This is a genomic window from Pseudovibrio sp. FO-BEG1 (genome assembly GCF_000236645.1).
Classification (GTDB): domain Bacteria; phylum Pseudomonadota; class Alphaproteobacteria; order Rhizobiales; family Stappiaceae; genus Pseudovibrio.
This window is the reverse complement of the sequence record NC_016642.1, coordinates 3,257,769-3,282,773: the sequence shown is the minus strand read 5'-3', so window position 1 is coordinate 3,282,773 and position 25,005 is coordinate 3,257,769. Positions and strand designations below refer to the sequence as shown.

At 53.2% G+C, this 25,005-nt stretch carries 31 protein-coding genes; 3 read left to right on the top strand and 28 right to left on the bottom strand.

Annotated features, from left to right (window positions below):
• Nucleotides 1-143: 143 nt before the first annotated feature.
• The 26 genes from PSE_RS14920 to PSE_RS14795 form a co-directional block, all read right to left on the bottom strand.
• Nucleotides 144-452 (bottom strand): phage tail assembly protein, encoded by a 309-nt coding sequence (locus PSE_RS14920; protein ID WP_014285621.1) that lies wholly within the window; start codon nucleotides 450-452, stop codon nucleotides 144-146.
• Between the two features lie 9 nt (nucleotides 453-461).
• Nucleotides 462-968 carry a phage major tail tube protein gene (locus tag PSE_RS14915; RefSeq protein WP_014285620.1) on the bottom strand — a complete coding sequence of 169 codons (507 nt, stop codon included), beginning with the start codon at nucleotides 966-968 and terminating at the stop codon, nucleotides 462-464.
• Between the two features lie 9 nt (nucleotides 969-977).
• A complete protein-coding gene (locus PSE_RS14910; protein WP_014285619.1) occupies nucleotides 978-2,378 on the bottom strand; it encodes a phage tail sheath C-terminal domain-containing protein in 1,401 nt (466 codons plus the stop codon).
• 71 nt (nucleotides 2,379-2,449) lie between these two features.
• Nucleotides 2,450-2,881, bottom strand: a complete 432-nt coding sequence (locus PSE_RS14905) for a hypothetical protein (protein ID WP_014285618.1) — start codon at nucleotides 2,879-2,881, stop codon at nucleotides 2,450-2,452.
• A 47-nt stretch (nucleotides 2,882-2,928) separates the two neighbouring features.
• Complete coding sequence (locus PSE_RS14900; protein ID WP_014285617.1) at nucleotides 2,929-3,675, bottom strand: hypothetical protein; 747 nt, start codon at nucleotides 3,673-3,675, stop codon at nucleotides 2,929-2,931.
• Nucleotides 3,676-3,740: 65 nt separating this feature from the next.
• Nucleotides 3,741-4,328: a phage tail protein gene (locus PSE_RS14895; protein ID WP_014285616.1), complete on the bottom strand. Its 588-nt coding sequence runs from the start codon at nucleotides 4,326-4,328 to the stop codon at nucleotides 3,741-3,743.
• Nucleotides 4,325-5,062, bottom strand: a complete 738-nt coding sequence (locus PSE_RS26745; RefSeq protein WP_014285615.1) for a phage tail protein I — start codon at nucleotides 5,060-5,062, stop codon at nucleotides 4,325-4,327. Before PSE_RS26745 ends, PSE_RS14895 begins: the two co-directional genes overlap by 4 nt.
• Nucleotides 5,055-6,014 carry a baseplate J/gp47 family protein gene (locus tag PSE_RS14885; protein ID WP_014285614.1) on the bottom strand — a complete coding sequence of 320 codons (960 nt, stop codon included), beginning with the start codon at nucleotides 6,012-6,014 and terminating at the stop codon, nucleotides 5,055-5,057. The genes PSE_RS26745 and PSE_RS14885 overlap by 8 nt, the downstream gene beginning before the upstream one ends.
• A gap of 22 nt (nucleotides 6,015-6,036) precedes the next feature.
• Entirely contained in the window at nucleotides 6,037-6,411 is a 375-nt protein-coding gene (locus PSE_RS14880) for a GPW/gp25 family protein (RefSeq protein ID WP_014285613.1), read from the bottom strand.
• Nucleotides 6,412-6,414: 3 nt separating this feature from the next.
• A complete protein-coding gene (locus PSE_RS14875) occupies nucleotides 6,415-6,615 on the bottom strand; it encodes a hypothetical protein (protein WP_014285612.1) in 201 nt (66 codons plus the stop codon).
• A gap of 12 nt (nucleotides 6,616-6,627) precedes the next feature.
• The gene (locus tag PSE_RS26740; RefSeq protein ID WP_014285611.1) at nucleotides 6,628-7,242 is read right to left on the bottom strand and encodes a phage baseplate assembly protein V; all 615 of its coding nucleotides are present in this window, start codon (nucleotides 7,240-7,242) and stop codon (nucleotides 6,628-6,630) included.
• A 115-nt stretch (nucleotides 7,243-7,357) separates the two neighbouring features.
• On the bottom strand, nucleotides 7,358-8,014 hold the full coding sequence (locus tag PSE_RS14865; RefSeq protein ID WP_051125917.1) for a hypothetical protein: 657 nt from the start codon (nucleotides 8,012-8,014) through the stop codon (nucleotides 7,358-7,360).
• Nucleotides 8,014-8,388 (bottom strand): hypothetical protein, encoded by a 375-nt coding sequence (locus PSE_RS14860; RefSeq protein WP_014285609.1) that lies wholly within the window; start codon nucleotides 8,386-8,388, stop codon nucleotides 8,014-8,016. Before PSE_RS14860 ends, PSE_RS14865 begins: the two co-directional genes overlap by 1 nt.
• Before the next feature lie 2 nt (nucleotides 8,389-8,390).
• The gene (locus PSE_RS14855; RefSeq protein ID WP_148266154.1) at nucleotides 8,391-8,696 is read right to left on the bottom strand and encodes a hypothetical protein; all 306 of its coding nucleotides are present in this window, start codon (nucleotides 8,694-8,696) and stop codon (nucleotides 8,391-8,393) included.
• A gap of 72 nt (nucleotides 8,697-8,768) precedes the next feature.
• Nucleotides 8,769-9,779, bottom strand: a complete 1,011-nt coding sequence (locus tag PSE_RS14850) for a major capsid protein (protein WP_014285607.1) — start codon at nucleotides 9,777-9,779, stop codon at nucleotides 8,769-8,771.
• A gap of 11 nt (nucleotides 9,780-9,790) precedes the next feature.
• Nucleotides 9,791-10,171 (bottom strand): head decoration protein, encoded by a 381-nt coding sequence (locus tag PSE_RS14845; RefSeq protein WP_014285606.1) that lies wholly within the window; start codon nucleotides 10,169-10,171, stop codon nucleotides 9,791-9,793.
• A 12-nt stretch (nucleotides 10,172-10,183) separates the two neighbouring features.
• The gene (locus tag PSE_RS14840) at nucleotides 10,184-11,248 is read right to left on the bottom strand and encodes a head maturation protease, ClpP-related (RefSeq protein WP_041768552.1); all 1,065 of its coding nucleotides are present in this window, start codon (nucleotides 11,246-11,248) and stop codon (nucleotides 10,184-10,186) included.
• A gap of 25 nt (nucleotides 11,249-11,273) precedes the next feature.
• Nucleotides 11,274-11,534 carry a hypothetical protein gene (locus tag PSE_RS14835; RefSeq protein ID WP_014285604.1) on the bottom strand — a complete coding sequence of 87 codons (261 nt, stop codon included), beginning with the start codon at nucleotides 11,532-11,534 and terminating at the stop codon, nucleotides 11,274-11,276.
• Nucleotides 11,527-13,158 (bottom strand): phage portal protein, encoded by a 1,632-nt coding sequence (locus PSE_RS14830; protein ID WP_014285603.1) that lies wholly within the window; start codon nucleotides 13,156-13,158, stop codon nucleotides 11,527-11,529. Before PSE_RS14830 ends, PSE_RS14835 begins: the two co-directional genes overlap by 8 nt.
• The gene (locus tag PSE_RS14825) at nucleotides 13,143-15,185 is read right to left on the bottom strand and encodes a terminase gpA endonuclease subunit (RefSeq protein ID WP_244421315.1); all 2,043 of its coding nucleotides are present in this window, start codon (nucleotides 15,183-15,185) and stop codon (nucleotides 13,143-13,145) included. Before PSE_RS14825 ends, PSE_RS14830 begins: the two co-directional genes overlap by 16 nt.
• 28 nt (nucleotides 15,186-15,213) lie before the next feature.
• Nucleotides 15,214-15,897, bottom strand: coding sequence for a hypothetical protein (locus tag PSE_RS14820; protein ID WP_014285601.1), 684 nt, complete (start codon nucleotides 15,895-15,897; stop codon nucleotides 15,214-15,216).
• Between the two features lie 168 nt (nucleotides 15,898-16,065).
• Nucleotides 16,066-16,602: a phage tail protein gene (locus PSE_RS26735; protein WP_014285600.1), complete on the bottom strand. Its 537-nt coding sequence runs from the start codon at nucleotides 16,600-16,602 to the stop codon at nucleotides 16,066-16,068.
• Nucleotides 16,603-16,703: 101 nt separating this feature from the next.
• Nucleotides 16,704-17,459, bottom strand: a complete 756-nt coding sequence (locus PSE_RS14810; RefSeq protein ID WP_014285599.1) for a hypothetical protein — start codon at nucleotides 17,457-17,459, stop codon at nucleotides 16,704-16,706.
• 311 nt (nucleotides 17,460-17,770) lie between these two features.
• Complete coding sequence (locus PSE_RS14805; protein WP_014285598.1) at nucleotides 17,771-19,429, bottom strand: phage/plasmid primase, P4 family; 1,659 nt, start codon at nucleotides 19,427-19,429, stop codon at nucleotides 17,771-17,773.
• Nucleotides 19,426-20,562, bottom strand: coding sequence for a CHC2 zinc finger domain-containing protein (locus tag PSE_RS26730; RefSeq protein ID WP_014285597.1), 1,137 nt, complete (start codon nucleotides 20,560-20,562; stop codon nucleotides 19,426-19,428). The genes PSE_RS14805 and PSE_RS26730 overlap by 4 nt, the downstream gene beginning before the upstream one ends.
• On the bottom strand, nucleotides 20,562-20,804 hold the full coding sequence (locus PSE_RS14795) for a hypothetical protein (RefSeq protein ID WP_041768551.1): 243 nt from the start codon (nucleotides 20,802-20,804) through the stop codon (nucleotides 20,562-20,564). Before PSE_RS14795 ends, PSE_RS26730 begins: the two co-directional genes overlap by 1 nt.
• Nucleotides 20,805-20,890: 86 nt before the next feature.
• Here PSE_RS14795 and PSE_RS14790 point away from each other — a divergent pair, with 86 nt between their 5' ends.
• Nucleotides 20,891-21,595 (top strand): hypothetical protein, encoded by a 705-nt coding sequence (locus tag PSE_RS14790; protein WP_041768549.1) that lies wholly within the window; start codon nucleotides 20,891-20,893, stop codon nucleotides 21,593-21,595.
• A 26-nt stretch (nucleotides 21,596-21,621) separates the two neighbouring features.
• Here PSE_RS14790 and PSE_RS26725 read toward each other — a convergent pair whose 3' ends face one another.
• Nucleotides 21,622-22,422, bottom strand: a complete 801-nt coding sequence (locus tag PSE_RS26725; protein ID WP_051125916.1) for a phage antirepressor N-terminal domain-containing protein — start codon at nucleotides 22,420-22,422, stop codon at nucleotides 21,622-21,624.
• Nucleotides 22,422-23,063: a hypothetical protein gene (locus PSE_RS14780; protein ID WP_148266152.1), complete on the bottom strand. Its 642-nt coding sequence runs from the start codon at nucleotides 23,061-23,063 to the stop codon at nucleotides 22,422-22,424. Before PSE_RS14780 ends, PSE_RS26725 begins: the two co-directional genes overlap by 1 nt.
• Between PSE_RS14780 and PSE_RS14775 the strand changes: the two genes are divergently transcribed.
• Both PSE_RS14775 and PSE_RS14770 read left to right on the top strand, forming a co-directional pair.
• The gene (locus tag PSE_RS14775; RefSeq protein ID WP_041768545.1) at nucleotides 23,028-24,506 is read left to right on the top strand and encodes a pentapeptide repeat-containing protein; all 1,479 of its coding nucleotides are present in this window, start codon (nucleotides 23,028-23,030) and stop codon (nucleotides 24,504-24,506) included. The genes PSE_RS14780 and PSE_RS14775 overlap by 36 nt on opposite strands.
• Nucleotides 24,507-24,935, top strand: a complete 429-nt coding sequence (locus PSE_RS14770) for a hypothetical protein (RefSeq protein WP_014285591.1) — start codon at nucleotides 24,507-24,509, stop codon at nucleotides 24,933-24,935.
• Nucleotides 24,936-25,005 lie beyond the last annotated feature (70 nt).

Here is a 25,005-nt window from a genome sequence, read left to right as displayed (position 1 = left end):
CCGCAGAGAGGTCTCAAAAGCTTCCCGCTTGATCCTCTGGGCTTCATAAAAATAGTCGATGGCTTTTTGCGGTGACAGTTGTTCCACGTGGCTGAGCGGAGTGGAAAGGTGGGCGGCAATCTCTGCCGCCACCTGGAGCCAGCTTAGGGCTTTTCCGTCACCGCTTCCACGTTTGGGTCTTCACCCTCACCCGGCCTTTTGTCTGGTGGAAGGAACAATGGAACTGTGAGCGTATCGCAAGCGTTGTAATCGTAAACTTTCAGGCGCTTGATGACCGGAAGGCTGACATCAGCCATAGCCGCCAGCAACACTGCATTGCTTTCCAGAGTTTCTTTTTCAAACTTCTCTGCTGTGATCATGTCTGCGACTGTAGGTTCACGGAAGACCAGCTCGTTGTAGGTCCGCCCGTCATGCTCAACGGGCACCTGTAGTTTTACGGTGATCTGATTCATCTTGATCCCTTACAGCTGGAGAGCGCTGCGGATGCTGTCATATTGCGACACACCGCCAATCTTCACGTCGAAATCGTCCATCTCAACGATGGGAGCCCCATTGATCTCCAGTTTCATTGAATGGACAGAGACCTGGTAATCGGTCTCAGCTTTATCGCCAGGCTTCCAGCCACCGGCATCAACTTCACGCAGGAAACCGCGCATGTAACAGGTTGCGCTATGGGTGGTGCCGTCTTCATCAACAAGCGCGCCGGTGGCAAGAAAGTCCTTCTCAACCCCAGCAGCTAGCCCGAAGAGTTTCAACGTCTCAGGATCAAAGGCCGTCATTTTGAAACTCATTTCCAGCTTCTCATAGCCAAGGACTACATCACGTTCTTTGATCATGCCAGCATTGCGCAGGCTCTCAGTTTTCACCGTGAGCTTTGGAATGGTGATTTCACTTGCATTGCCCACTTTGGAATCGCGATCCACGAAAATGGTGCAGTTGCGCAAGATGTATTGCGGGGTCTCTTTCATGGGATTTCCTTAAACGGAGGTGGTCAGAACACCGTTCAAAAGCTCGGTGTAGTAAGTGATGTTGCGGTGAGCGATGAAGCGGATGTCTTCCATGGGAGCTGGCGGCTCAAAATCCACCGCCAGTGTGATCTTGCCGCCTGCCATGGCTTCATTGGTGTTGCGCTCCATGTCCAGCCAGACCCGGCCACCAAGGATTGCCCCTTCTGCCTTGAGCTTGGCCATGAAGGCATTCCCGCTCTCAACCATGAACCGCAGGTTGGCTTTGGAGAACGGCTTGTCGACAAACTCCATGTAAGCACTACGAATGGCATCATTGATGAAATCAGCGGTACGGCGCACCGCCATAAACCGCCAAAGATCATCCCCACCAGAAAGCCGGTTACCCCAGGTCTTAAACCCTTCCCCATCATTGATGATGGTGGCAATGCCGTTTTCATTGAGATAATCGGTCTGAGGGCCATATGCGATTGGGCGAGATACCGCCGTCACGCCGTTGATTGGCTTGTTGGAGAGCGACCACCAAAACCCATGTGTGCGGTCAGTTCTCGCCTGCACACCGCAAAAATAAGGTGCCGCTGGCTTAAACCGGTTGGCGTTGATATCCGTGTCCCAATCACCAGCCTTCGGATCGACTATGTAGATACGCGGGTGGGCATTTACTTTCTTAAAGTTCACCGCGTCCTGGTCAGTGCTATCAGGCCCATCAACAAGGCCGATCGCTTCAAGTTCATTAAGAACACCGCCAAGCTCGGCAATCACCGGATCACCAACCGCACCGATATTAACGGTCGCAGTTGCTCCGTTGCCATCTCCGGCGAAGGTGGCTGTCGCATTGGTGTAACCAGAACCAGCCTTAGTAACCACCACCTCAGTGATTGCCCCTTCCGAGACCATTGCAATTGCCTCTCCCCCGGTGCCATCACCTGCAATTGTAACTGTTGTGGTATCGGTGTAACCGGCACCTCCATTTGTCACATTGATGGATTGCAGGCCCTTATCTTCAAAGCTGCCCGTAAAGCCAGGAATGGCAATCAGGCGCGGTATCAGACCATGCGCTGGCTGACATTTTTTGAGCGCATGGATGCCTGTGAGCGCGGAGGCTTCACCGATCACGTTGGAAAGTGTTGCGGCAGAATCTGCCCCTTCCGCAACACGGATCACAAACACGTAGGTTCCCACCTGTTTGAACACCGCATCAACACCATCGCGCAGGTTGCCGTCCCCAAGCTTAGCTGCCTTGCTCTGGTCCCCCAAAAGCAACACCGGTTCATTCAGGGGGAAGGTTTCAGCATCGGCTCCTTCAGCAGTGCCGATCAGAGCAATGGTCGAGGTTTGGGCAATCTCAATGAGAATGGGGTTTTCAGCAGATTCAAAGACCCGCACCCCGTGGTGAAAGCTGACATCAGCCATTCAATTCTCCATAAAAAAACCGGCCTCACAGGACCGGATACGAATGAAACTCAAAAGGGAAGAGAAGTGACTTAAAACTGCTCTGTCAGCGCAACCACTTCAGGCGGGCACTCCGGCCAGCTCGCATCCAACGTGAAGTTGATGTCTGGATCTTCAGCCAGCTCAACCACCTTAGCCCGCATAGCGCCCACCCAATCCAGTGCAGCCTTTGTGCTGGTTAGAAGTGCCGCTTCCTCCGCGCTTCGTTCAGTGTGTACTTTACCGGCAACGGCAGCAGCAGCTGTCGCCATATTCATTTGGGTCTCTGCACTGGCCTGCGCATAAATGCGCTTGCGGCATTCAGCTTTAATGGTTGTGAGACGGGCTCCTTTTTTAGCTCCATCAATGGCAGCTTGAGGCACACCAGCAGCTTTCAAATCGGCTTCGCTCCAGGCAATAAACGATCGGCCTGCATGCTTCAGACTGAGGCTCTGGCCTTCAGGTTGTTCATAGTAATCAGACATGGTTTTACACTCGTGATAGAGGGTCAAAATAGGAATGTGGCAGAAGCTTAGGGCAGTTCATCAAGTGGGATGTTCATGACGTAGGAAGCCGGATTATCATTCCTGCTGATATGGTCTTTAAGATTAGCGCCAGAGGCTGTCATGGCAGAGAAGAAAACGCCAACAGGCCCAAAGTGTGCGAGAATGTGTCCTGCCGGAGTACCTTCCTCAACTGTGGGTATGTGAATGTTTCCAAAACGGAACGTCACACCCTGATTGCCCGTGTGAACAGACGTCGAGCACGAAACAAGGGCCAGATAGGAGCTTGAGGAAAGGCCTGCATATTCTGGTGGAACTGTTGGCAACCTAAAGTCCAGAAAGCAGAAATTGATGTAGCTTGAGCCATACCATCGGAAACCGTTGAGCGCGGTGGATTCTTCTCCCCCACTGACATGGATGTAAGATCCAAAGGTAATCTTGCGGTGATTGCTCTCATCACCATACAGATTGATATGGCAATCTCTGGCAATGACCGGTTCATTCATATGATAGTCACTTAGAAGGTAAATGAACCCTCTGCCATGGCGCGGCACAAGGTCAAAGGCTTTGCGAAGCGTCCTGAGCGGATTTTCCTGTGTTCCATCATTGCTATTGTCACCATTTACGGCATCCACGTAGAAGGTCCGGCGCAGGTCTGGCGCAACCTTCATAATCTCTTCGATCTGCTCATCATGTTTGGAGTACGTTTCCCGGACGGCTTGGGTGAGGTCTTTGGTGGCCTGCACCACCTCATTCAGACGTTGTGTCAGGCTCATTTAAACTGATCCTTTCAATCGAATACTCTTAGAGTTGAAATTTTGAGGAGACATTGAGTGCTTTGTTAAAGGCGCTCCTGAACCTCAAGACGACGTTGCAGCTCATCCCTGCTGGAACGGGCAATCCGCAGATCTCGGCGTAACTCACGGGAAATTTCTTGCTGTTGAAAGCTGTTCAACTGCAACGCAAGGATCGCAGAGGCAAACCCGGCAAATTCTTCTCCAAAGAAGAGTTGCAGGTCCACATCACCTGTCACTTCCACAACACCTTGTGGAAGCGCGGCAAGCGCCAGAACAAAGGAAAACGCAATCGGTACGCCAGGAGTGTACTGAGCCAAAGGCGTTTCAGGATCAGACCAGACAGCAAGCAAAGTGCCGTCCTCTAACAAGACGCCCAGCTCTGCCAGTGTGAACCCGCTGTCTCCGTCAATCTTGGCTGTGATCTCCATCTGAAAATCATCCAGATAGCGAGACCCAACAATCTCAACACGAGCTTTTTCTGACTTCAGGTTGTTCTCATTGCCAGTTGGCGTGTAGCGCGAAGTGCCAAAAGCAAGATGTGTGATCCTGGCATGAAGACCAGCATCTGACGCCTCAAAAATGGATCGCATACCAGCGCGCGTAAGTGTCGGATTAATGGCCTTAAGGCTCATATCAAAAACTCTCCATGAAGTGAAAGAAATGAATGGCCGCGCGCAGTTGCCCCGCAGCCAAACGCTGCCCCCATCTGCGGCAAAACCGGCTCAGCTGTTTTTGCTATAAAAGCCACGCTGCATGTCATTGCCTCAGCGCCTATAGTTGCCCCACTTTGAGGAAGAACCGTTTCCCCCATGGGCTGTGTAAACGCATTGGACCGGCCTGCTAGTCCCATACTGAGCGAGCTTTCAAACTGTGCTCCAATCTGGAAACTGAAACCGCGTGATATGGGTTTGGTTGCAGAGATTGTGCTCAAGATATTTTTTTGCAATCGCGCATCCAGAACTGGCCCATCAGCAAAGATTTGCTCATTTGCATAAGCGGTAATCTCAAACGTGCCAGGAACACCCGAGCCGCCCTCTTGCCACCACTCCAGCAAGCGCGCCCTTACCCCAAGAGCCTTGAGCGCAGTCTTGATTGAGTATGGAGTGCCTTTGTATCTGTGCACCTCTGCCGAGACGGAGAGTACCCGGCGCTTGACCTGTTCAGGCCATTCCCGGTCCCACACATCAACAGACAGCTCCCAGCCCAGATGATCGAGCAGGCTTGCCGGTGCCCTCATTGGGTCAAGGCAATCACGGATGACCTCAGCCGGAAGGCCAGACATGCGATCCTCGACAAGATCCAGCGCCACCGCGATAGCTGAAGAGTTGGGAGGCAACACAGTTTGGCGGGAAGTCTTATCAGACATTGCGCCAGCCTCCGGTGATGGAGTTGACTGTAAGTTTCACAGAAGACGCATACGGCGCTTCAAAAGGCCCAACCATCACATCACTTGCAGGCTTGGTGATAATCACCTCTTCCACGCCGTCAACCTTTAAAGCAGCTGCCAGGGTGGTTCGGTAAAGCGGGCGACCGATTGCCAAGCGGGTTGAGATGAACTTTTGCAAGGTCGCTTGCGCTTGCTCTTCAACGAGTGAGGCCGTTGCAGCTGAAACAACTTGCAGCTCTGCCTCAACTTCATAGTGAACAGGCGTTGCAGAGATCACCGTCAGCTTATCACCCACCGGCCTGCGCTTATCTGATTTCAGGTTCTGATAAACACTCTCCAACAGACCTTCATTTGCAGCCCCGTCTCCAGTTCTGGAAAGAACACAGATCACAGGTTCAGCGGGCGCAATTGGTGGGTCCAGATTGTCATCAGGCCCATAAGGCACAACATCCAGCACATCACCAGAAGCCTGCAAAGCCCAGTACACGTAAGCGCCTTCCGGCCCATAAGGAGAGTAACTTTCCAGTACCAGCTGAATGCGCGCCCTGTAACTCTCATCATCCTCAAAAATGATGTTTTCAGGGTCACTATCATCCAGCACCAGCCGGGCAACGCCTCGCCCTGAACCCAGGTGATCAAGATCAGATCCGGTTGCCGTTGCCAGCAAAACGGATCTCACCGCCGCATTGATGCGCGCGTTCATATAAAGCTCGCGTGACGCCCCCGCCTCGCTTAAATAGCGGGCGGGCGATGCTGCAATGGAGCGTGCCAAAGCCATGATCTCATCAGCTTCAGCCTGCTCAAAACGACCGTCACGCAAATGACCGTCCAGCTCTGCAAGACGAGCTTCAAGCAAAGCAGTATAGTCCAGCTCCACCACAGCGGAGGGCTCCGGCAATGTTGCCAGATCAAGCGCAGCATAGCGGCTCATAGCGTGTTCCTGATGTAGGGAGTTAAAGGCCAGTAATCGGCACAGATAAGACTTGTTCGTCACCCTCCGGCGTGGTGTCGCCGTGATGACCTCTTGGCAGATAGGTTCCAACCAGGTTCAAGAGGATTTTGCCAGGCTCAGCCTGCGATACGTTTAGAGAGCTTAAAGAAAACCTTGGTTCCCATTGCTCCAGAGCTGTGGCAACAGCTACAAACAGCGCCAGAATGCCAGCATCATTTGAGGGAACATCAACAAGGCTAGGCAGATCAGACCCAAACTCACGCAGGAAGACCCGCGTGTTTTTGGGAGTAGAAAACAGCCGATTGATGGACTGGACCACATGAGCCCAGCCAGAGACTTCACCGCCTGTTGTCTCACTTAAGTCCTTACCGGCCATGTTCTAGCCAACTTTTCGAGAGCTGGCCTTGCCTTTAGCGGATGCCGACTTTGCCGCTTTGCTCTTCACTTCCTCTAGCCGGGTGCCAAGGGGTGGAAGGTCAACTTGAGCCTGCTTTTCAAACAGCTCAATCTCTTCCCCCTTTTGGCGATAGGTTCCATGCAAGAAGCCTTCACGCAAAACACGGTAGCGTTTCTTTTCCATAGTGTTCTCCAATTAGACAGGGGTTCCGGTGTTAGATGGACCAGGAGTAACTCCAGAATGAATGTGAGTGTGATCGATTGTGGTGCCCTCAGACTTCACATAACCGCCGTTCAGATCCACATCGCCTGCGGTTGTGATACCAGATGGGCTCAAAGTGATAGAGGTGCCAGCAACGCTGAAAGTCATCTGCCCATCAACCAAGGTTATGGCGGCATTCCCAACGCTGAGCTTGAGCTGTTCACCGCCACCTGAAACGATAACTTTTGTCGCCCCAACCTGCGCCAGAACATAATCATCCCCTTTGGCACTCGGTCTGGGATTGCCTTCACTTGGAAGCGCGGCCCCAATGCGAGCATCGGTTAAATCTCCGCTCTCACTGTTAATTGTGACCTGCTGACCAACTGAAGGAGGATTGTGGGTCTTGTTTGCCCCACTTGCTGGCTCCGTCCATGGCAACCAACCTGTGAGCATGGGACTATCAGAATCCGTCAGTCTGACCCGCGCTTTTCCTCTAGCCGCATCAACCTCAGCAATCACCCCTTCCCGTGTACGCGAAGCCAGGCGACGCTTGATCTCAGCAACTTCAAAATGCAGCTCGGCAAATAGGTCGGGCATGTCCTGCGCCATTGCGGATGCTCCATTTTAGGGGGAACCGGCGCTATGAGTGCTCTCCGGTACATCATCGGAAAAGACGGCAGAACGATTGAGCACAGATGCACTGGTTAGGTGCAGAGCATCAGCTTCAAGGCCCGTCAGGCCATAAAGTGCAAGCAGCTGGTGTTCCTTTGCTTGCCCATCCCAGGCAAGTAAACTTTGCAAGCTTTGCAAGAAACCGACTCCAGATCCCGGTCTCAGGCAGCACTGCGCCGGGAACCGGATCTGCAACCAGCTCAACGGTCAGTCGCAACTGACCGCTCACCAACCGCACTCCATCGCGGGCGTTGCCATGGCGCATCTCTTCACATGCCTTAAAATCGGGAGCAAATCCTTTAAGCAACTCAGACCATGGGTTGAGCGGATCAAGAAGCGTGAACTTGATTTGCCGCGTTAAAGCATCAAGAAAGAACTCAAAGTTGGGGCTGGTTGCCGGAACCTCCAGACCAACCACAACGCTCTCACCTTTATCATTGGTCTGGGTCATCGCGGCTGTAATGCCGAAATTAAAGACCAGATCCAGATAGCCGTTGGTGCGCAATGAGCGACCATTCAGCTCGCCCGATTTGGAAACATCCGTATAGACGGCAATAAACGGCCCTTCTTCATCGGTGCGCAAGCTTCCATCGCTGCTCACCTGAAGCGCTGCCACCTTGCTATCAAGAATATTGTTACCGACCAGCGTTCCAGCTGCTTTGAGCGCCTCCACCGCGCAGTGACGCAAGGCAATTCGGGCAAGAGACATCAGGCTTCTCCAAGTTCTAAGATGATGCGGGAAGCGCCCCGATCAGAAACATCAAGGACTTCAAACCACGGTTTGCCAGCACGTGCTAGGGCCTGCACCTTGTCCCCGATCCTGGGCATCGGCCCGTCATAGTCAGAGCGGGCAAGTTCCAAAAAGGAAGGCTCTGCAGAAAGGCTGGTGCGTTCTTTTTTCGATCCCTTGGAAAGGTTGAACACATGCCCGGCGCCACACCGCAAAACCGCATCTACTGCTACATTCTCGCGGGAAGGATCGCTCTGCTGTTCCCCGTCAAGGAAAGCCAGTAAAACTGGCTCTCCCATGACGTCATCCACCGCATCGGTGAGTTCGACCCGAAGGTCATCAAGTTCTGACATGATCAGTCCTGAACTGATCCACCAGAGCCATCACCGGCACCGGATTGATCATCGGGCTTCTTGCCATCGCCTGCAGGAGGGTCTTTGGGAGACTTACTGCCCTGAGAACCAGAGTTCGTAGGAGTTTCCTGCGACTTCTTGGTTTTGTCAGGCACATAAGCAAACCCCTCGGCAAGCAGATGATCTGCATAACCTTCAGGGGCAAGAAAGGGCTTGTCACGATCCTGACGAAAGTCTTCCTCTTTCCCCATTGCCTTGCCATTCAACATGGTAGAGCTATGGAGAGAAATTCTCTTCTTCTTCGACATAGACGTACTCCAAAAGTCCGGCGACAAAATACTGCCACCAGACCTTTCAATGAGATGTAGTTGGAAGGAGCTTTACAGTGTCAGCTTTCGAAGAGCTGCCGGCTGAGTGCAAAGTGAAATGGCATTGGTCTGCACTTCCAAAGCAATCCCTTTATTATTGGGCAGAGCATATTGATTGGCGTAGCGTGGCAGGCCAGGAGTATTCACTGTCTCAATGTAATCAGCTGGGGCAAAGCGCGTGATAAATAATCCAGGAACGCCAACGGGCACCACCCGTGCCTCATCATGAGCAATGTAGGCCCCACCTGCATTAGCACTGGCGCCAGCGCCTGTCTTGTAACGTTCAAACGTAAAGCTACCAACGGTGAAGGTATCAGGCACAGCCTCACGAAGCCGAGCTGCTCCTGATGTTGCAAGGAACGTTTCTCGGATGCGCTTGTGGCCCCAAAGCTTCAGATGAAACTCACGCCCCGTATAGACGTGAAAACCATCATAAAACGCATCCAAGCTGTCTTCGATCGAATGCTGAACATCAGTGGCCAGGAGTTCATCCACCTTGGCATCTTCGTTGCCCAGATTCAAAGAAATGGCAGCAGGGACAGCAATATCAAAGCGCGAGTAAAGATTATGCAGTGTTGCACCAGATCTGGACTTTACCAGGCCCTTAATCGCCCCAACACGTTGATGTTCAATCGTCATATCACAATCAGCAAGATGGCGATCCATCTTGGATGTCACACGGTCCAGAACTTGCTCAACTTCGTTTTCACTGCCAAAGGCTCGAACATTCTGAACTTCATCTGCTTTTACCGCATCATCGCGCTGATAATGGTCCACCTCAAACGGAACCAACTTGCGATCGTCATCACTCGTTGTCTCCCCGGGGCCACCACGCGCCGAAGGCTCAATCAGTCCCAGTTTCCCATCTTTCAACTCAACTGAAACCAGCGTGGTGGTTACACTGTCTTCTTCAAACAAACCAGATTTACTGATCTGTCCAGGTCGATAAGGCATTTGGTTTACAGTTGCCGTCAGGTTTTGAACTGAGAAAGCATCATCATTAAAAATATCTAGTCCTGGCATTATCGCTGCTCCTATCGAACTTTGATGAAAGCAGCAGCCAGCTGCTCATGTTTGGCAGAAATCTTTGTGGCATCATCAACACTGTCGTCAAAGATCAGCAAGTCAGACTTCACCTCAGCCAAACCATTGACCACCAGTGCTTCGACTGGACCTGAGGCTGTATCTGTTCGAATTGCCAGAATGGCCGTTGCTGTTTCAGCGCCTTCTTTCCCGGCTTCTTCAGCTGTCGGTGATGTAACGTACTCACCACCTGCAGTTAACTTGCCAAGCACGGTTCCTGCTTCCAAAGTGTTCTGCCCGCTGGCAAGGGTGATCGTATCCGTGCTCAAGTTTCCATGAGCAGCAGACAGCAAAAAGGCCCAGTTACGGGCCCCTTGAACTTTCGTTTCCATGTCGTGCAATCCTTATGCCTGCTTGCGTGCGGCAAAAATGTCGGCGCGGTTGAGAGTTGCGGTTGCTGTGGTCTTTTGAGAACCGTAATTGCTGGCTTGATTGCTTGAACGAAGCCGCTCCTGCTCATAGGTACTTGCCTGCGTGTTGGGCACATCATCTTCAGGCTTTTCAGTTCCCTCCGTTTTAGCAGCCTTGGCAAGCACCTTTTGAGCCTCCTCAAAGCTCGTTGAGGTCTCAAACGCGAGGTACTTTGCAAGTTCAGTTCGTCCTGCAGCTTCCTCGCAGTTGAGGATCTTACCGATGCGCTCGCGTTCTGCTGTTTGAGCATCACCAGTATTGGCCTGCGTATGGTCTGTCGTAGAGCTGGCGGAGTCGGCACCCGCCGCAGGTTGTGTCGTCATCGGCTGTATCTCCTGTTTGACAGTCTGTTGTGCGACGGATGCCGCTGGAGAGCGCTGTGCTTCAACGCTCCAGTTCATGTTTTTTGAGAGATTTCTCAACTCTTCGGGGGCATTGCGATATAGGCAATAATTGAAAGGCGCATAATCTTCAGCCAGGTTGCCTTCAGCAGATGATGCAAATCCCAACTCCACCGCTTCCTTGCCATTCATCCATGTCTCGGCTTCCATTAAGGCAAGGATTTCTTCTTGGGTTTTACCTGTCCTCACAGCGTAAATTGCAGCGATGGCAGCTGCATCTTTTTCCAGCTTATCCGCGCGATCACGAAAAGCCTTGGCATTCCCCTCGCCCCAACTCCAGGGCTCATGAACCATCATCTCCGCACCGGTTCGAATGACAATCTCATCACCAGCCATTGCAATTATAGAGGCTGCAGACGCGGCCATTGCCTCGACATAAACGGTGACCTTGCCTTTGTGGTCTCTCAGAGCGTTGAAACACCCATTCCCCTCGCGAACATAGCCACCACCCGAGTTTATGCGAACAGTTAACGGATTATCGCCTCCATGGTGCGCAAGTGCTTTCCTTACTTCAGCAGAGGTAAAGTAATCCCCCCAACCAAAGGCGCCCACGTCCCCGTAAAGGAGAAGCTCGCCCCCGTGATAAATATCAGGCATTTTTGAAAATCCTTAAAAGTTGAGTTCAGCACCAGCGAACTGAGCGAGCCCGGCGGCGAACCTTGCCGCCAGCTGCAAGGCTGCATTTGGCCTCATACTTGGCAATGAGCTTTTGCAATGCTGGCAGGTTGGCAGCTGAGTAGGTCACTTCATCCCGCCCGAAGCGGACGGTCTCCCGGCGACCACCAGCAGCAACAACAAGCTCAATTTTGCGAAGAGCCGTTGCAACGTCACAAGGCTGATTGATGGAAACTATGTCAGAACCGATTTTGACCTGATCACTCATCGGTAGCCCCTTGCGTTTCGTCACGGCTGACTTCCGCTACCTGCGAAGTCTTTGGCTCATAGGGCGAGCGCATGCCGGCATCCAGATAGCGTCGGTGCTCAGAAAGGCGCTGCTCAAACAGCTCCTCTTCATCAATGCCCATTTCAGAGCATTCGTGAGCAAGGGATGACGTGCCATTCTCCAACCGTGTGCTGGACGCCTTAGCGCTTTTTGCATCATCTGCCGTTGGCTTGGCGGGGCCTTGCCATTGAGCCCAGGATGCTTCCTCGCGTAAAGCAGAATAAGCTTCATATCCGCCCTTGAACGGGATACGCCCCTCACCCACTTCCTCATCAAGCCAGCTTTCGTAAACTGCCTGATAGGTTGGTGCAGCAATGCGTTCTCGCCGCCGGGTCACTACCGGCCAGATGCTTGCATTTTCCATCCGCACACTGGAGTAAGTGGCGTTGGAATAGTCCATGGTTAAGCCGCCATAGGTGATCCCGATCGCCCGCGCCATTTCCCGCCCAAGTGAACCTGAGAACGGCAAGTAATGAGGCCCTGGCGTTCCAGCCGTTTTGATTTCAAAATCTTCACCCGGCGCAATATGTGACACTGTGGGATCACTCCCCAAACTCACAGAGCTTTCAGCGGACTTATCCAAGGCACCAAGGAGATAATCAGAAAAGGATTCTTTGAACTCCTTGCCTGCATCTGTGTCCTGCATCGCATCAATTGCAGCAAAAGCCTCTTCTGATGGCAGCTCGCTTTTCAAAACAGCGGCAAACAAGGTTTGCAGGATCGCCGTTTGCAGCGTGGCATCTTCGAGCATCTCGTGCTGGATATGCTTTCTAAAGGCAGAGGCCAAAACAGAGATCCCACGCACGTCACTTGCGCATGTGGGATCAAAGATATGCAGGACCTGAACACGCCCAGCCAGGTCGCGTGCGCTATATCTCGTTTTAACTGTTTGACCGTTTCTCGCCTCTTCAATCAGATAAGAAATCGGGCGACCATTCTCATCATGGTAGACACCTTGGAACAGACGTTCATGCTCCAGCGTGTCCTGAACCAGCTTTTGTGGTGAGAACAAGCAAAGCTTTGTTCCAGCCTTAATGCCGTAACGAGCCCGCTGAGCACTGCCCATATAGTCCAGCATACCCGTCACTTCACCAAAGGTGATGTAATCGCGCAAAGAGCAGTCAACCAGTTGGGGCAAGGTGAACTTGCCGCGCATATCGCATTCAGCGTGGTCCCAGGCAAAACGCTTCCAGCGTTGCTTCACAATCCGGCACCATTCAGCGGTCTCCTGCGCATCATAGCCCGCAGCACTTAAATCCGGCTTTGGATTGAGCAGCAACTCAGAGCCAACCGTATCTGCAATCACCTGATCCACAGCGCCTTTAAGTCGGCCTGAGTTTTGAATGATGTCACGAGCCAGCCCGGCGCAGCGGCGCCAGGACAAACGAATATCATCCCGGCTGTTTGTGAGCGGTGCAGGACGTGTTGCCAGAACCCTGGATCGGGTATCGCGCAGATATCGGTTGAGGCTGCGAACTGCAACTTGCCCTACTCCCTTCTCAGTTGGAACAGGATTGCCGCCCCGGTTAAACAACCGACCAAGCGCTTTTAACGGTTTCGCCATTTCTCGCGCCTCTTCCTGATGCGTTCCTGCCTCTCTGCCCCTTCTTTATCGTGAGCTTGAGCTGCCTTTTTCTCTGTATTTTCGGAGGGTGTGCTTTCCTGTTTTGCTTTCACAACTTCAGGTGAGAGCAAATCCAGATCCTTTGCAGGTACAAGCCGCTTGCGCAGCCGCGCCCAATCATTGTCAGTATTTGAAGTCAGGCCCAAATGCTCGGCAATCGCCATGGCGTAGATCCGGCAATCAAGGAAGTGGTTGTCTTTTCGGGACTTCTTCCATTCCTCAAGCAGCCGGCCCTTCACCAGCTTCTGGTCGAAGTACTCAGCGGTGATTTGAAGAAAGTACTCTTCACCCAGCCAGACCCCATAATGGCAGTAACCAGGTGGATCACACTCAGCACCAGCCGCCATGCCAGACTTGTGCAAGCTGCCATAGAACTCATGCTTAAGGCCCCATGTTCCAACCGGCCAAAGCTGAGAACCGCGTACCTTCACGCGCTTGCCCCGCTTGTTGACTGACTTTTTCTGAGGCAGCCCGATTGCAGGAACACCGCGTCCCCCTTGACCTTTAATGGCGTAGGTATCTGGCCTTGCTCTGCACCAGCTGAGGACTTGCTCCATGCGGCCACTGTCACCAGCATCCACCGCCAGACCATCCAGCCGGCGCTCCATGCCCCATGCGTCCTTAAAGTGCTGTTTGTAAAACTCATCCAGCTTTAGCCAGGCACCTGCTTTGATGTCGTCCGTAGAGCCTTCAAGAAAGTGCGCATCCACGCACCAGCTTTGCCGGTCATCACCAAAGGCCACCGCCTCCACATAGATGCCGTAGTGCTGCACATCAGCGCCGGCCACGAACAACAGACCTTCAGCCGGGATCTTGCCGCGCTCCAGTTGCTCGCGCCGCTCCATAAGCCGTTCATGCTTAGGAGCATTGCCGCGCATGGCATATGCCTTGGCAAGCACCAGATTGGTGAAGTTCTTTTTGGCTGCTTCGCTGCGCTTTTCTGCGTTGATGAAGTCCCGCGCGATATCGCCGTAACTCATCATCAGCGAGCAAAATGCATCCACATGGAAACCCGGCTGGCGTCCATCAGCTGGCTTTGTAGCAATGAACCGCCCTTTGCGAACAGCAACAACGCGCTCAGCTTCTGTAATGGAGTGGCCGCATTCCTCACAAAGGTAGGTGCTCTCCTCTGGATCTTCCCGGTTTATCTGGAATCCGCTCCACTCCTGCCGTTGTTCAAAGTCGCAGGACGGGCAGCGAATGTGCCAGAACCGTTGGTCTGAACGCTTGAAGTCACGGTCAATGCGGCAATGGCCTGGCCCTTCACCATCTTCATCACCACTATCATGTTCCGGGGTAGAAAGAGCAAAGATCTTATAAGATTTCTCACGGCGAAAGGCGGTGAAGCGTCCAAAGAATAGCTCTTCAGGATCGCCGCCATTGTCTGTCTCTTCCCACTTGGAAACCTCGTCTTTCACCCCATACTTGATCGTCTTGGAGGAAAGATCCATTTCCGAGTTGGCATTGGCCAATGACAAGGCACCGCCTGGAAATTTCTTTTCATATGTGGTCGACCCTTTACCGCTACGGCTCGCAACAGGTTCAATCACTTGTTTGGAAGTGCGCTTCTCCCATGCCTCAATCAAAGGCATGATCTTCATGGAGTTGGTTTCTTTCAGCGCCTGATCACCAGGCACTGCGTAAAGGATGTTATCAGGTGCGTTTTCTGCCAGATAAATGCTCCAGGATAGCCCCAGGATAGAAACACCGGTCTGCTGAGACTTGCGCACGCACACATAGTTGCAAGGGTGATCAGCAGACAGACAGGCGGCGATCTCCGGCAAGTAAGGAGCGTCTTTTGCATTCCAAAGCTCACCGCGTCTTGGACCGTCCACCAGCTCAATGTTTTTGGGAAGCCACTCATGAAACGGCAGTGGCTTTTTAGGGCGGATCGCTTTAGCAAGTACTCGCGTAACAAGACGAGCTGCGCCGTAAACTTTTGTGTGTGCACCTCGCAAACTTCCCAAAGTTCCCTGCATGGCTCACCTGTTATTGTTAGAGTTCCTCCTGTTGCTCCCCTGCAAGCATGAGTTCTTCTGCACTGGCTTCAGCCCCGACCACACCCTCTGGCAGGTCATCAAACTGTGGTGCTTCCTGAAACGCAGCCTCCATTGCTTCAGCAATCTCCTGCGCAACGTCAAAGGCAACATCCTTCAGCGCTAGGCGCAGGCCATGGACACCATCCTTGGTGACACGTGCAGCCAGGTCATCCGCTCGATTGGGAAGCCGCGAAACAACGGATTTGATCTCACCTCCCATTTTGGCGAGCGCATCTTCCATAAGATCTCGGCGTACAAGCGCTCCAAGCTCCTCCTGCATTGCCAGTCGGAGCCGAAGAACCTTAAGCCATGTTTCCTGACGCTTACCTTCGTTCAGACTTTGCGGATCGGCACCGGGTGCTGCCGGCATACTGCCCTCTGCGGCGGGCTGGCTTGTTGGTGACGTTGGAACAGCGGGGAGCTTGGTGCTTGTTTTCAGCGGATTAGAAAACCGGGAGCGGATGTGATCGTAGTGGGCAAGCGAAAAGCAGGTAATCCGTCCGCGCCCATCCCGCTCAACCGGCAAACTATGGTTGTCTGCATAATTGCGCACGTTTTTTGAAACAGCCGATTTGGAGACCCCGTCCCGATCGGCAACCTGCACAAATGTTGCCATCACCAGTGGTGCATCTTCGTGCATCTGAAAACCCCCGTTCTGGCAACCTTGGCAACCGGTTGCTGGCAACTCTAACAACCCTGACAACTCAAATTTTCAACCTGTAAAACTGGCGAAACCCCGGGAGCTGCGCCCCCCGCGGGGAAAGGATGTTTTGTACGGTCCCTTTTTTTCTCAGCCGCCGCCGCGCCTTCAAAGGGAGCTCAGCAGCCGATCGATCTCGTGTTCCAGCCGAGGCCGCAGCTTCTCATCAGCGACATCTTCGAGCACATCCATGAACTCATCTTCGTGGTTTTGAACATCGGCGGCGGGGTTCGGTCCCCAAAGCTCGCGAACTGGAAGGCGTGCTGCGCTTGATCGCTTGAATACGCCGGTATGACCTGAGGCCATCGTGGCAAGGAACGTGCCTTGGTGTGTTCCCCAATTACGAACCGAAACGCCATCCCGTGTCTGGCGTACGCTCCCCAGCTGGTAGAGCGGTATCCAACCAGAGCGCATAATAACGCTGGCAATATCTGCACCGGTATTCACCGCAACGGTAACGCTTCGAATATCCTTTTGCCGCATTCCAGTAGAGGCTGCGGACTTTCGAACAACCCGCGTTTTGGCAATTGCTGTCGTGTGTTTGAGGGCGCGAGCAATCGCCTTTCCTTTGATATCGCCGGACAAGTTGCCAAGCCCACGCATGAGATCATCAAGGTCTCTTGTGTCAAAGCTTACGGTAAACACGTTCGCACCTCATTGCTGAGAAGGTAAGTTCATCACCTGAGCCTTTGATCAAAGCAAAACCGCCCTGAAGGTTGTCCCTCAGAGCGGTTTTCTGGTCGCTGTTAGGCTGTCAAATGCTCTAGGTCATTACAAGTATCGAGCTTCAAAAAGTTCTTGGCAGTGGTGCTCCGATCAAACTCAGGCATTTGAAACTCTTTGACTTTATGAGTTTTCAACATGGGTATCGCTTCGGCTATCATCTGAAGGCCTGCACACCAGTAGGTATAGGTTTCCAGCAAAAACTCCTCCAAATCACTTTCAACTGAGACGACCGCCAACTCACAGGCCTGACCCACCCGGCAGCCCGGGCCATCGTATCCATACGGCTTTGCCAGTTTGGTGTTGGGCTGAACGAAGAGCTCCTCGCCATCCTTCCAGTAGCTCATAGCAACGCGGCCAGAGGGATTGCGCTCGGCAACAAGCCGCTTGCCGCTCACATGAGGTTTTTCCGGCTGCAGCATTTGAGAGGCGTAGTAGATCACCAGACCCGCTGCATGTGCGCAGTCATCGGACAAGCGCGCAAAGTCCATCACGGTGCGATGCACCAGCTCCGCATCCGGATGCAGATCTGCACCAGAACGTCCGCCGCCATCCACGAATGTGCCAAGCGCCAGAACATTCTCAAGCCGTTCCAGCGAACAGCGCACGGTCAGGTGGCGGGCTTCGTCATCCGCGACCAGTTCCTGATGCGCCTTCTGCTCGGCGTAGACCCATTCCAGCAAGCTCACCAGATCAACCACACGCCGCTCTGCCTTTGCCGCCACATCCTTGTGCACCTGAGCTGAGTTTTGAGGAGATGAACGCAATGTTTGAACCATTTTGCACCTTTGCGAGTGTTCCGAGCGTTATGTGAGTGTTGAAATCACAACGCTCGCGGCCCTTTTAATTAATCAAATCAATTTGTTGTTTAACCCCTTGCGAGGGTACGAGTGTTAGAGTTGGAATTACGCACATAACTAATTGTCTTGGACAAAGCCTTTCCCAATTCCCCTTATACGCGCGGGTGCGCGAGTAACGCTCGCACCCGCGCAGCTTCCCCGTAAGCTCCTGTCACGAAACCGGAAATCCGCGCGAGGCCCAAAGCTCAACCCTCGCGCATACACTCGCACGCTCGCAGCTCGAAACGCACTCATCCCGGCACGCTCCAATCCATCGGATCAGGACGCATTTCGGGCGGCAGATTGAACCGCACATTGGCGTATTTGCGGATCCGGCCCATCACCTTGCGCATGCCATCCTTCTTCGGAAGCTCGCGACCAAAAGCCGTTTCTGTAAAGGGCTTTAGACCGGAAATTTCAGACCATTTCTTATAAGTGTCATACATGGTTCTGCCCGTGATTGAGGGCTCATCTGCGTCCTGTCCGGGCGGCTCGGCAAACTCGATGCACGCTTCCACAAATTGCTGGATCGGGTCGAGCTCAGTCTTGTAATCCTGCGTCAGCCCCTCCACAGCAGCAGGCACATCCAGTCCCTCCTCCATGTAGATCTGCAAGCCCTTCAGCATCCAGTTCAGGATGCCCGACCGCTCCACCTCAAACTCGGCAAGCACCTCTGCCATGGGCCGCTTCTGGTCCTCAGAGATGCGCACGTTCCAGGGCACAATCAGCAAGCGTCGCCAGATGCCATAATCATTGCCCTTGATGAACGGCTTGTCGTTGCCGCTCATGATCGCCTTGAAGATCGGCGTCATATCAAAGAAGCCCTGATGCAGCCGTCGCACTTGCATGGGCTCGCCGCCCGTCAGGGCCTTGATCAGCTCCTCCTTCACCGCCTCGCCCTTGGGCAACTCGGAGACACGCACCAGACGTTTCCCCACCAGCGTGGCGAGATCCGGCGTTGCCTGATCACCGCGCCGCTGCCCGGTGCCGGTCACGCTTTCCGGGTTCAGCTGCCCAGCATAATCGCCCATTAGCCCGCAGATCGCCTCCACGAAGGTGGATTTGCCATTAGCCCCATCGCCATAAAAGAACAGCAGCTTCTGCTCACTGGTCAGCCCCGTCAGGCAGTAGCCGGAAAACACTTGCAGGAAGCGCTGCATCACCTCGCAGGGCTGGAAGTAATCCAGAAACGCCTGCCAGCTCGGACATTCTGTTTTCGGGTCAAAGTCCACCGGCGCGCATTTGGAAAGCCGCATGGCCCGGTCATGCTCCAACGGCTCCACATTCATCACCCGGCCTCCATCCCCATCTGGCTCCGGATGCAGGTTCAGCGTGGCCGTGCGGGTGTTGAACACCAGCCCGTCTTCATCCATTTCCTCAGGCGCATAGGTCACATGCGGCAAAGCCTGTGAGATCATGCCTTTGATCTTGTTGGAGTTGCCGCTGGAAACCGCAAACTTCTTGCGTCCGTTTCGCCGGCTGCCGCGCGCTTTCTTCACGCCTTCCGCATCGCGCAGAATGGCCTCCTGCTCTTTGGTCAGCGGCGCATCATCATCCTGCGGCGGCAAACGCTTGGCTTTGTCCAGGATCAGCTCTTCCCACGGCTCATAGCCCAGATAATCCAGCTCTTCCTTGATCAGCTCCGCCGTGCGCTGCGCATAGCGCGTCATCACTTCCTCGCCGCCGGTCAGATCCCAATGGGTGCCTTTGTAGGTGTAAAAGCCCACTTCCCGCACATGCAGAAATTCGCTGCCAAAATGCTCCATAAGCCGCTTGGCGTTGCCCGTATCGTTTTGATCGTATAGGGCACAGCGTGAGAGTTTATCGGCAAACTCTGTAGACAGAGGGGTGATGAGGGGATCATCACTGGGCTGCATGGCATCATCAATGGCCGCTTTCATGGTGCTCATGCTGCATCCCTCCGTTCCATCATGATCCAGTCATTCATATCCATGCCCAAAGGCGGCCACAGAATGCGGGCAGAGCGCCCCTCACAGCGGGCACGACGCACCGCCCGCTCCAGTTCGGCCTTCAGTCCATCAAGGTCCTTGCTGTCGCTATCTGCGAGAACAATCGCAGATCTCAGCTTGTTAGGCAGATCCATCCGAGTGCTGTCAAAATCCGGCTGCGTGGTTGGCAACATATGCCCGATGCGTTTGGGGTGCGGCTCTCGGATCCCATGCACCCAGCCCCGCCCCACAAGATTTCCCAGAGAGCCCGCCGCCCAGCACGAGAGCCCACAGGCTATGACAGAAAGACAGGTCTCTATGCCCTCGCCCAGCCCCATCACGGGCGCTGCCGGGCCAAGGCGCAAACTGGCACCCATATACGGCCCGCGGATCTTTTTGGCCGGCAACCGCTGGCCATCCTCCAGCACAATCTCTGCCTTGCCGCTGCCATCGGGTTTCAGCCAGGTCTGATGAACGGCAGCAAACCGACTGTCTTTGTGCTGAAAGGCCGCCAGCAGCGCCGGGCCGCGATGCACCACCTCAAACTTGCCTTTGCGCACTTCCGCCCAAAACGGCAGATCCGGCGCATACCGCAGCACAGCCTCAGGCAGATCAAGATCACCCAGCCCCCGCGCTTCGCGCAGATAGGTTTCCGCAACCGATCCTTTCAATGCCCGCCCGGCTTGGAAAATGCGATAGCCTGCCGCCCTCGCCTTTTCCTGGTCAGTGGCAATCCGCTCTTCCACCTTCTGGCGCTTATAGGCTGGCCCCTTGTACCCATTGTCCTGCACAATTTCTTTTGCCAGCTCCTCACCGCTCAGGTCTTTGATGCAGTCCAGAAACGAGCGGAACCCTTCAAACTCCATCATCCAGTCGATGATAGAACCCGCCCGATCGCACTCGGTAGAATAGCACCGGAAGGTGTTTTTGACCGGATCAAACACAAAGCTGGCATTGCGGTCATCATGATCCGGAAACGGACATTTACCGGAATAAAGCCGCCCTGATCGGCGCAGTGTGGTGTGCTGGCAGATGCGCTCAAATAGATTGGCGCTCTGCTTGATTTTCTCGACCTGAACCTCGCTGAACCGCATCACACCAGCCTCCCTTGTTTGGGCGGTCGTGGGGGCGGAGGCGTGCGCTTGGCTGCCTCCACATCCGCCTCATACTGCTTGGCATGGTCCGGACAAAACCACAGTTGCTGACGTTTGCCAGCATCATCTACGGTGTACCCACGAGAGCCCCAGTTGGTGCAGCCCTCTGCCATGCAAGGATGCTCGGAATGGCCTGCTACCGTTGTTCTAGGGGATTTACGGAGATCTATCTTGAGAGTCATGCAGCACACCTCTCAACTGAAGCGTGCAAATGAGTAGAATTGCCGTTATATCTCATCGGCCTAAATGAGACTGTGAGTTCCTTTCCATGCCTAAGTTTAACTGGAAGCACTTTTTTGCCTTTGCCGCGATTGGCATCGCCTCGTCTCTCATCGCTTCTTTTTATACCGTATCTGTCATCGGATATTGGGCGGGAGGAGTTCCAGAAGGAACTATAACCATCCAAACTACCGAAGAGCATTGGGTTCGTGAGTGGATTGGTGCGACGAGTGGTTGGGTAGCAGCTATTGCTGCGATCACAACAATTTTTGTGTTGCTGTTTCAATCTAAAACAGCCCAACGGGACTACAAGAAAAGAGTAGCAAAGGACACGAGAAAACAGCTTGTTATACTGCACCAATGGATTAAAGCCGTTGCGCAACTTGGATCTATAACCCCTAAGAAACTTTGCGAACTCTTCGATGGAGATTGGGATCATGTGCTCTATGTTTCCGAAATGCGCATGGCACAAGTGAGCGAAATCTTTCACCTTCGAAATGACGTTATTCAATGTATCGATATTGATGACTTCGTGACCCTGCGGTCCAATTTTGGGAATAGAGAACATGCGGAGAAAGCTAATTTCGACAAAGGAAACTATAAAGAAGGCTCTGAGTTTTTTTGCAGCTACTCTCATCAACCTGATAATGGCAGCGAAAACATGGATGACGTAATTTCCTCTGCTCTCAAAATTCTCAGGAAGAGCCAATTGGCACTTACTGAAGAATTGAAAAAACTTGAAAAGATCACATAAGCATTGGTTGTCGAACGCTTTTCCCATCACCCCACCTCCTTCACCCGCAAACCACGATAAGTCACGATGCGGGCTTTGATTTTCAGGAAGTTGTAGTCCTGTGAGAGGTGGAGCATAGCGCGGCCGAAGGCGGTCTCGGAGATAATGGGGTGGCCTTCTGTGTGGGCCCAGTCTTTGTAAGCCAGGAACATGGCCCGGGCGGTCATGGTGTGCTTTGGATCCAGTCGGCAGCCATCCTCGATGAACGAGCGTAGTTGGTCTTCTGCTTCCATGACCACACCAGCGGGCACATCAGCAACGCGGGGGCCAAAGGATGGGACTGTTGGCAGCCCCAACTGATGCCAGAGCTCGCAGGCCGCACGAGGGCCAGAGATGCGGTTGGCGATCTCCACCAGTCTGGATTTGTTGCCCAGCTCAGTTTGGCTGCCCAGATCGCTACCGACGCTCTCTTCAGAGAACATCTGCTCATTGCGCAGGCCCAGAAAATGCTGGGACAGCACTCCATAACACTCGCGTTGATAGTCAAGCACGCGCAGCCGGATGCTTTCATCTTTGATCCGGTTGCTGTCGATGGTGAAAAGCCAACCATTGATCAGGTCCAAACGCAGGCAAATGGCCTTCTGGTCGCCGCCACGACCCAAAGGTGTTGCCATGATGGCAATACCTTCCTTCAATATCGGGTCTCGATTGACGCGCCGGTATTGTGCGGACCAATCCAAACCGATCGCCTCCACCATCGGCTTCAGCGCAATGAACACACCGTCACTTTGCTCAAAACCCCAAAGAGTGTCGCCTTGGAATTCAACTGGAACGATCTTGGTAGCCATCATGCTGCTCCTTGGGTTGGTAAAAGCGTGCGGGTGGAGTGCCACGCGGATTGGGTGTGGGTGAAAATCTCTTTGTGGTGGGTGAAAAGAAGGGATTGCAGGGTCACAATAGACTGCACCGCCTCGCACTGATGGGGAGGCAGGTTGTTGCCGAGCGCGGACATGGCGTGCAAAAGCGCACCGAACTGGGCCACAGCTAAATCAATATTTTCAAGGGAATTCCGTAGGTCTCGGCACGCACGTGTCGTGTCATCTGCCAGTACTACCATGGCAAATCTCCTTTGGTCAGAATGTATCCAACCGCAAGAGAGGCCAATCTCTGGCGGCCAGACGAGCAGGATTGGCCTTACCGTCCCAAAGGAAAACGGCGCGCGTGAGCGCTCCCGCCCGCCTAGCCATAAAAGCAAAACGCCGCTGGCATAGACATGCCGCGGCGCATAGCGTGCGCCTTTGGAATAGGAAGGGAGGCCAATCCCCGCACGCCTTTGTGTGACGCGCTCACTGGCAAACCACCAGCTGAGCGGAATCATGGCCTGATTTGTACCTGTTGTCAACGCACCCGGAATCGCGGATAGGTTGCAGATATTTGCATCGGGAATACTTAAATGAAATTCTTGCGGTACTTCTTCAGGACCAAGCAAGCCTATCGTTTGCTTCGCAACCTCATAATCGCACTGCTTTTGCTTCCTGTCGTTGCATTGGTCATTAGCTCTTCCTCCTTTTGGGCGAGCGTATCTATTTGGACTTCTGAGGTCTCTACAGGGCTGCTGGACTACGAATATTGGGGCGGCAAAGATGCTGATAGAATGGCAGTCCTTAGAAACGCAGCTTTGATCCTTTTTGGGTTGCTCGCCTTGTTGCTTGCTATTATTCGAACTCGTACCAGTACACGGCAGACCAACCTGTCTGAACGAGGCCTCAACAATGAACGCTATCAAAAAGCAGCGAGCATGTTGGGAGATGACCAGTTGATTTTGCGACAAGCTGGAGCCTTGTCCTTGAAAGCTCTGGTAGAGCAAGACCCGAAGAACTACTTTGACCTTGCACAGGACCTTCTTTGTTCTTTCATCAAGCACCGTACCGAAGAAATTGGTGAGCTCTATAACTTGCAGTTCACTGATGTTTCGGGAAAAGCAGAAACGCTTGACCAGAAAGACCGCAGTCGAACAACTGACGTTGGCACGGCGATGGCTTGTTTGGGAGCAATTCGTCAGGAAGTCTGGCAATACTACGCTATGGAAACCAAACCCGAGCTGAATGGTGTAATTCTGAGAGATTGCGAGTTTCCGAAAAGCAACTTGATCGGAGTTGAACTTCAGAAGGGTGATCTTCCTGGCGTAAATCTTGAAGACAGTGACCTGAGTCTGGGCAACTTCGCTGCGACCGACTTCTCTAACGCAAATCTGCAACGTGCAAAACTGGAAGGGACTGACTTTACATCTGCTATCTTTCGGGGTGCGGATCTTCGGTATGCCAATGCTATCAGAGGTATGAGAACAGCACTTTTGTTTATCGCAGTAACATTTTCGCCCTTGATCGTGGCTATCCCGGTTGCTTTTTGGAGGATTTACGACCCCACTGATCTCATTTTTACTTATCTTGGTTTTATATTTTGGACTGCAATTGTGGTGCGCATACTCAAAAATCGCACGGATAACTACCTCACCGGTTTCTTTCAGTCTATTCCTTTGCTGAGACGGTTTGTGCCTGCAGCTCCAGATTTCAAGCATACGGATTTGACTAGCGCAAAAATGAAACACGCAGATCTTGCGTACGCTAATTTTACAAGAGCAACTCTGAATGACACTAATCTCAGAAGAGCTAACCTTTGGAACGCAGATTTTCGAATGGCTAAGCTTTGCAATGCCAACTTGATTGGAGCAAATCTCAAAGGTGCTTCTTTTAAGGATGCAAAACTCACTGGCGCTCTCGTTGAAGAAAAATGGAGGCATTTGTTCAGCCAACAACAATGGCATGAGATTAAGGTCTCCACCAAGCATGGCTTGCCTATTCTCAACTCTGATGCAGAGAATGCCGAACAGCCAGAAGTCGACATCCGAGAACCCGAACAGGAAGACAGCTAGATGACTGCCTTGCCCTCTGCTCCACCAAGACCTTTCCGCTCCTACCTGCCAGCTCAACTGCGTGGGTTTGGGTTTGTTTTTGCGGGTAATTTGTGGAGCCTGGGCGTCTATCTGATTTATCAGGGTAGCGCGCTGCGGGATTGGTTTCTGGCTGGGTTTCTCTGGATTATTGGGGCGGTTATCGTTTACTGGCTGGCAACACGGATAGAGCCCGTTTTCAGCCCGTTCAAAGCCCTGCTGGTCACCCTGTTCTTTCAGGTGCAGATGTTCGCCGCCATCGCCCTCATCCGCGTGAGCCTGGCAGACTTCGAGATTGAAGCCATCAACCAGCTGACCATCACCCAAATGGTTATGGCGGTCTACATCCTCATGGTGCCCATAACCCTCCTCTCCGCCTTCATAAGCTGGGTGCGGCAGAGCAACGGGTGAATTCTTTTCACTGGCGACCGACTGGACATACCTCCGCAAACTGAGTGACAGTTGCGCCATTGAAAACCCT

What these genes read in the sequence shown, in the direction of transcription:
- PSE_RS14920 (WP_014285621.1), bottom strand. Translation starts at nt 452, where the DNA reads ATGAATCAGATCACCGTAAAACTACAGGTGCCCGTTGAGCATGACGGG.
- PSE_RS14915 (WP_014285620.1), bottom strand. Translation starts at nt 968, where the DNA reads ATGAAAGAGACCCCGCAATACATCTTGCGCAACTGCACCATTTTCGTG.
- PSE_RS14910 (WP_014285619.1), bottom strand. Translation starts at nt 2,378, where the DNA reads ATGGCTGATGTCAGCTTTCACCACGGGGTGCGGGTCTTTGAATCTGCT.
- PSE_RS14905 (WP_014285618.1), bottom strand. Translation starts at nt 2,881, where the DNA reads ATGTCTGATTACTATGAACAACCTGAAGGCCAGAGCCTCAGTCTGAAG.
- PSE_RS14900 (WP_014285617.1), bottom strand. Translation starts at nt 3,675, where the DNA reads ATGAGCCTGACACAACGTCTGAATGAGGTGGTGCAGGCCACCAAAGAC.
- PSE_RS14895 (WP_014285616.1), bottom strand. Translation starts at nt 4,328, where the DNA reads ATGAGCCTTAAGGCCATTAATCCGACACTTACGCGCGCTGGTATGCGA.
- PSE_RS26745 (WP_014285615.1), bottom strand. Translation starts at nt 5,062, where the DNA reads ATGTCTGATAAGACTTCCCGCCAAACTGTGTTGCCTCCCAACTCTTCA.
- PSE_RS14885 (WP_014285614.1), bottom strand. Translation starts at nt 6,014, where the DNA reads ATGAGCCGCTATGCTGCGCTTGATCTGGCAACATTGCCGGAGCCCTCC.
- PSE_RS14880 (WP_014285613.1), bottom strand. Translation starts at nt 6,411, where the DNA reads ATGGCCGGTAAGGACTTAAGTGAGACAACAGGCGGTGAAGTCTCTGGC.
- PSE_RS14875 (WP_014285612.1), bottom strand. Translation starts at nt 6,615, where the DNA reads ATGGAAAAGAAACGCTACCGTGTTTTGCGTGAAGGCTTCTTGCATGGA.
- PSE_RS26740 (WP_014285611.1), bottom strand. Translation starts at nt 7,242, where the DNA reads ATGGCGCAGGACATGCCCGACCTATTTGCCGAGCTGCATTTTGAAGTT.
- PSE_RS14865 (WP_051125917.1), bottom strand. Translation starts at nt 8,014, where the DNA reads ATGTCTCTTGCCCGAATTGCCTTGCGTCACTGCGCGGTGGAGGCGCTC.
- PSE_RS14860 (WP_014285609.1), bottom strand. Translation starts at nt 8,388, where the DNA reads ATGTCAGAACTTGATGACCTTCGGGTCGAACTCACCGATGCGGTGGAT.
- PSE_RS14855 (WP_148266154.1), bottom strand. Translation starts at nt 8,696, where the DNA reads ATGTCGAAGAAGAAGAGAATTTCTCTCCATAGCTCTACCATGTTGAAT.
- PSE_RS14850 (WP_014285607.1), bottom strand. Translation starts at nt 9,779, where the DNA reads ATGCCAGGACTAGATATTTTTAATGATGATGCTTTCTCAGTTCAAAAC.
- PSE_RS14845 (WP_014285606.1), bottom strand. Translation starts at nt 10,171, where the DNA reads ATGGAAACGAAAGTTCAAGGGGCCCGTAACTGGGCCTTTTTGCTGTCT.
- PSE_RS14840 (WP_041768552.1), bottom strand. Translation starts at nt 11,248, where the DNA reads ATGCCTGATATTTATCACGGGGGCGAGCTTCTCCTTTACGGGGACGTG.
- PSE_RS14835 (WP_014285604.1), bottom strand. Translation starts at nt 11,534, where the DNA reads ATGAGTGATCAGGTCAAAATCGGTTCTGACATAGTTTCCATCAATCAG.
- PSE_RS14830 (WP_014285603.1), bottom strand. Translation starts at nt 13,158, where the DNA reads ATGGCGAAACCGTTAAAAGCGCTTGGTCGGTTGTTTAACCGGGGCGGC.
- PSE_RS14820 (WP_014285601.1), bottom strand. Translation starts at nt 15,897, where the DNA reads ATGCACGAAGATGCACCACTGGTGATGGCAACATTTGTGCAGGTTGCC.
- PSE_RS14810 (WP_014285599.1), bottom strand. Translation starts at nt 17,459, where the DNA reads ATGGTTCAAACATTGCGTTCATCTCCTCAAAACTCAGCTCAGGTGCAC.
- PSE_RS14805 (WP_014285598.1), bottom strand. Translation starts at nt 19,429, where the DNA reads ATGAGCACCATGAAAGCGGCCATTGATGATGCCATGCAGCCCAGTGAT.
- PSE_RS26730 (WP_014285597.1), bottom strand. Translation starts at nt 20,562, where the DNA reads ATGCGGTTCAGCGAGGTTCAGGTCGAGAAAATCAAGCAGAGCGCCAAT.
- PSE_RS14795 (WP_041768551.1), bottom strand. Translation starts at nt 20,804, where the DNA reads ATGACTCTCAAGATAGATCTCCGTAAATCCCCTAGAACAACGGTAGCA.
- PSE_RS14790 (WP_041768549.1), top strand. Translation starts at nt 20,891, where the DNA reads ATGCCTAAGTTTAACTGGAAGCACTTTTTTGCCTTTGCCGCGATTGGC.
- PSE_RS26725 (WP_051125916.1), bottom strand. Translation starts at nt 22,422, where the DNA reads ATGGCTACCAAGATCGTTCCAGTTGAATTCCAAGGCGACACTCTTTGG.
- PSE_RS14775 (WP_041768545.1), top strand. Translation starts at nt 23,028, where the DNA reads ATGAAATTCTTGCGGTACTTCTTCAGGACCAAGCAAGCCTATCGTTTG.
- PSE_RS14770 (WP_014285591.1), top strand. Translation starts at nt 24,507, where the DNA reads ATGACTGCCTTGCCCTCTGCTCCACCAAGACCTTTCCGCTCCTACCTG.